Source organism: Winogradskyella sp. SM1960, from assembly GCF_020179375.1.
GTDB lineage: Bacteria > Bacteroidota > Bacteroidia > Flavobacteriales > Flavobacteriaceae > Winogradskyella > Winogradskyella marina.
Window position 1 is genome coordinate 1 of sequence record NZ_JAICBG010000027.1, and the last position, 3,864, is coordinate 3,864.

Sequence of the window (3,864 nt, forward strand, 5' to 3'; positions counted from 1 at the left end):
AAAATAAAACGTCCTTAGCTATTTTTCCGTACACCTTGTAAATATTGACCGAAGAAAATCTGCAATTGCACACAACGTGTTTGTGTATGGTTAGTTGCGTGGTTTGGTAGCTAATTTAGCAAACTTTCACGAGCCAGAGAAAATTCCGCAGGAATTTTCGCAAGTAGTGAAGAACCCAGCAATTAATTATACATGGTGTTGCCCACAGTTATTTATTTTCAATTTGTTTAATCAGTTCTCTAAATTTTGGCCAACCAAAAGAAGGCCAATCCTCAATAATCAAAGTCGAATCACGAGAAATCACATAATTTCCGATTCCACTGTGTGAAATCCGTTGTTCAGTTGTCAGTTTGTATTTTATTAATTCAGATATACTTTCCTGTGCCAAATTCAATTCCGATTCATTTAATATAATCTCTCTTTTTTCAATAATTTTTGGCTCACTTTTTTCAGAATATGGGTCTTTGCAGTCAATAATTATGTTCTTGTAGTCGGCAAAAATTTTTCCTTTATGTTTCGTTTTGTAAAGACGAATTTCTTTTGTGTCGCCACCCCATTCTCCGCATTTATTGCCGTTTTGTTTCAGTGTAAGTTCTTGATAACTATCTATAATTTTTAGAGTTCCACTTTCTGAAGTTCCAAGGTTTTTGATTACACTTTCTACTGTTTCCACAACTTCATCAGTTTCAGCTTTTGATTCAGGTTTTTTGTCAGCACAATTGGCTAATAAAATTCCGATTGTTAATGTTAGCAGGATTTTTTTCATAATTGTGGGCAACGTGTTTGTGTATGGTTAGTTGCGTGGTTGGGTAGCTAATTTAGCAAACTTTCACGAACCAGAGAAAATTCCAGCGGAATTTTCGCAAGTAAGCTCAACAAAGCAATTAATTATACACGTTGTTACCTATAGTTTTTATTTTATTCAGACAGAGTTCAGATGTTTAAATTCACCTATAAATATATTTAGGAACTTTTAATTCTCGCAAGAGTTTAAGCGTATTACTCCGTTTTACGAATCCAGATTAGTTCAGATTGGTTTTTCTGCGTGTAGTTCAGCCGTAACGATAAACGTAAGGTTTTCAATCTTGGTTTCCTTTATCAATCTTTTTAATCTCAATTTATCTTAGTTGTTTTAATTGTCAAATAGAGTAGAGTGAGCTGATATTTGGTTTCCAAATATTAGTCTTTTTTAATCTTTAATTATCTTAGTTTTTTTAATTCAAGCAGAGTAGAGTGAGTTTTAATTTGGTTTCCTTTCTTTAATTTTTTTAAATCTAAATTATCTTGGTTTATTTAGTCAAGTTGAGTTTGCTCCGTAATACTTTTCAGGTTGTATTATTCATCTGAGTAATCAATCCAAAGTTGGTAATTTGATGTTTAAATTTTAAAAAAAATGTTTGTTGGCGACAAAATTATAGGTAACGTGATTGTGTATGATTTCGTTGCGTGTTTAAGCACTAAAGTTAGCAAATAAATCACAGATAGAAAGTCCGCGAGGACTTTCGTAAGTAGGCTATAAATAGCAATGAATTATACACGGTGTTGCCAGTAGTTTTTTATTCCGCCGTTGCTTTTTTCGCACGTTCTAAAATCGGTTCGTAATCAAAAGTTGAGCAATTTCCTTCGCTTAAATTTCTTTTTCCATCTCGTTCAATTCTACTTTCGTCATTTTCCCAGTCGAACACATAAATTATTCCTTTAAACACTTCATTAAGTTCTGAATAATTTAATTCGCCATTTTTCTGTCCGAAATTTTCTTCCGTTTCTATTATTTTAATCGGCAATCCATTTTCTAGATAAATCGTAGTTCTTATTCGTCCATAAGAAAGTCCAATTTCCTCAACGATTTTACACATTTGTTTTTTATTGCGCCATACTTTTAAAATTCCGCCACCATCTGTTGTAATTCCAGTCAATTCCGTCCAATCAAATTCAGTTTCCGTCAGAGTCGAGTCAGATTCAATTAAATTCACTTTGTAGTCAATTCGGTCAAGTTTATTTTCTTGTCCAAATGTTACAAATCCGATTAAGGTCAATATGATTACGAATGTTTTTCTCAAATTACTGGCAACGTGTTTGTATATGGTTTGTTGCGTGGTTTAAGCAACTAATTTAGTAAATAATTACCGACCAAGAAAGTCCGAGAGGACTTTCGTAAGTAGGCAAGAAGCCAGCAATAAATTATATACGGTGTTAGCAACAGGTTATTTCTGTTCTTTTACCGAATTTCTCATAGTATGCATTAAATAATACAACGAAAAGGTTAGAATCCATATCGTTAAAATATATGTTCCTTTTTCGTAAATATTAAATTTAGAAAAATTCCAATATAATTTTCTCAACCATAAAAATTCAAAAAAATAAGGTGTCATGGATAAAATTATTGTCAAAGGAAAAGTGATTATTGCTCCAATGCATCCAACAAATGATGCTCCTTTATAATTTAATTTATTAATTTCTTCATATAAAGATAGAGGTAACAAAGCTCTAGTAAAATCATCTGTAAATTCGGGCTCAATATTTGAATTTTCAATTCCAAATTTATGTTCAGTAATTCTTTTTGAAATTCTTAATAATTCAGCTTTATGAGAATTAATTACTTTATATCTCAATATTAAAAATGCGAAAAATAAAGGAATAAAAATTTGAACTTTAGATAAATTATCAATAGAAATTGGACCAATATTTAGGCTTTTAGCAATAGAATTGTCAATTAGATAATAAAGTAAAATAACAACAATCATAAAAATTCCAAGTTTGTTATTCTCTTTTGAAATATCTTTCAATTTGTCTATGATAGTAGATAGATAAAACGAAATATTTCCGTCATTATTTGACTCTATAAATTCCTTTATTTCAGTATCTTTCATAAGACTTGTTGCTAACGTTGTTGTGTATGATTAGTTGCGTGGTTAAGCGAGTAAGTTAACAAAAAGGCACGAACCTGAGAATATTCCGAAGGAATATTCCAGATGAGCACTTACAAAGCAATTAATTATACACGGTGTTAGCACACGTATTTATTCGGTTTTTTCGTCCGTCAAATATTTATAACTCTGTTCAAAATATTTTTTCATTGATTTATTCAAATGTTGACTGAATTCAGTTTTTTCATTTCTTTCTTTAGTTAACCATGCCATTGTATAGGCAATTATTTGTTCTGGCAAATATCCTTGTCCAGTTGAATTCCAACCAAATGTTCCGCCTGTTGCAAATTGGGAAAAATTAAATCGAGAATTTCCAATAAAAATTCCAAATCCGTAAGCAATGGCTGTAAAGTCAGTTAAAAATTCGTCATTTTCTTCTATTCGGTTTTCTCCTAATAAAATCTGATGTGATAATTCATGTGCTATTGTTGCAATTAGCGAAATCGTATTTTTTAATTGGCTTGTCTCAATTGATATTATCGTACCGTTTTCTGTTTGCTCATAAGTTCCACTTGCACTTTTCCAACTTCCGTTTATATCTGCTGGTGTTGTTAAAGTTGTTCCATCATCCATTTTAATAGGTTCGTCTGAAAAGAATTCGAGTTTAATTTCAGTATCTCGAATGTTCATTAATTCCATTGTCCGTTTGAGTATGAATTCCGCATCTTTTTCAGTTCCGTCAAAAGTTCTGTTATAAAAATCTTTTGTTGGTGTTACTGTTCGGATTTCCATAAAGTGTTCTTCGCCAAATTCAGTCCGCAACCAATTAAGGTCTTCGTCAATCCAAATTTTATCTTCTTTGGTAATCGGTAATTTTGTCTTTTTATTCCAGAACATTATTGGTTGGTCATATGTGTGCTAACGTGTTTGTGTATGATTAGTTGCGTGGTTAAGCAACTAATTTAGTAAACTTTTACGAACCCGTGAATATTCCGCA

4 protein-coding genes are annotated in these 3,864 nt (G+C 31.5%); all 4 read right to left on the reverse strand.

Annotated elements, in window-relative coordinates; all coding sequences use genetic code 11:
- Window positions 1-208: 208 nt before the first annotated feature.
- The 4 genes from K1X16_RS17745 to K1X16_RS17760 all read right to left on the reverse strand — a co-directional run bounded on the left by K1X16_RS17745 (window position 209) and on the right by K1X16_RS17760 (window position 3,764).
- Window positions 209-766, reverse strand: coding sequence for a hypothetical protein (locus tag K1X16_RS17745; protein WP_225037408.1), 558 nt, complete (start codon window positions 764-766; stop codon window positions 209-211).
- A 790-nt stretch (window positions 767-1,556) separates the two neighbouring features.
- Complete coding sequence (locus tag K1X16_RS17750; protein ID WP_225037409.1) at window positions 1,557-2,060, reverse strand: hypothetical protein; 504 nt, start codon at window positions 2,058-2,060, stop codon at window positions 1,557-1,559.
- A gap of 144 nt (window positions 2,061-2,204) precedes the next feature.
- A complete protein-coding gene (locus K1X16_RS17755; protein WP_225037410.1) occupies window positions 2,205-2,870 on the reverse strand; it encodes a hypothetical protein in 666 nt (221 codons plus the stop codon).
- Between the two features lie 150 nt (window positions 2,871-3,020).
- Window positions 3,021-3,764, reverse strand: a complete 744-nt coding sequence (locus tag K1X16_RS17760) for a hypothetical protein (protein WP_225037411.1) — start codon at window positions 3,762-3,764, stop codon at window positions 3,021-3,023.
- Between the last annotated feature and the right edge of the window lie 100 nt (window positions 3,765-3,864).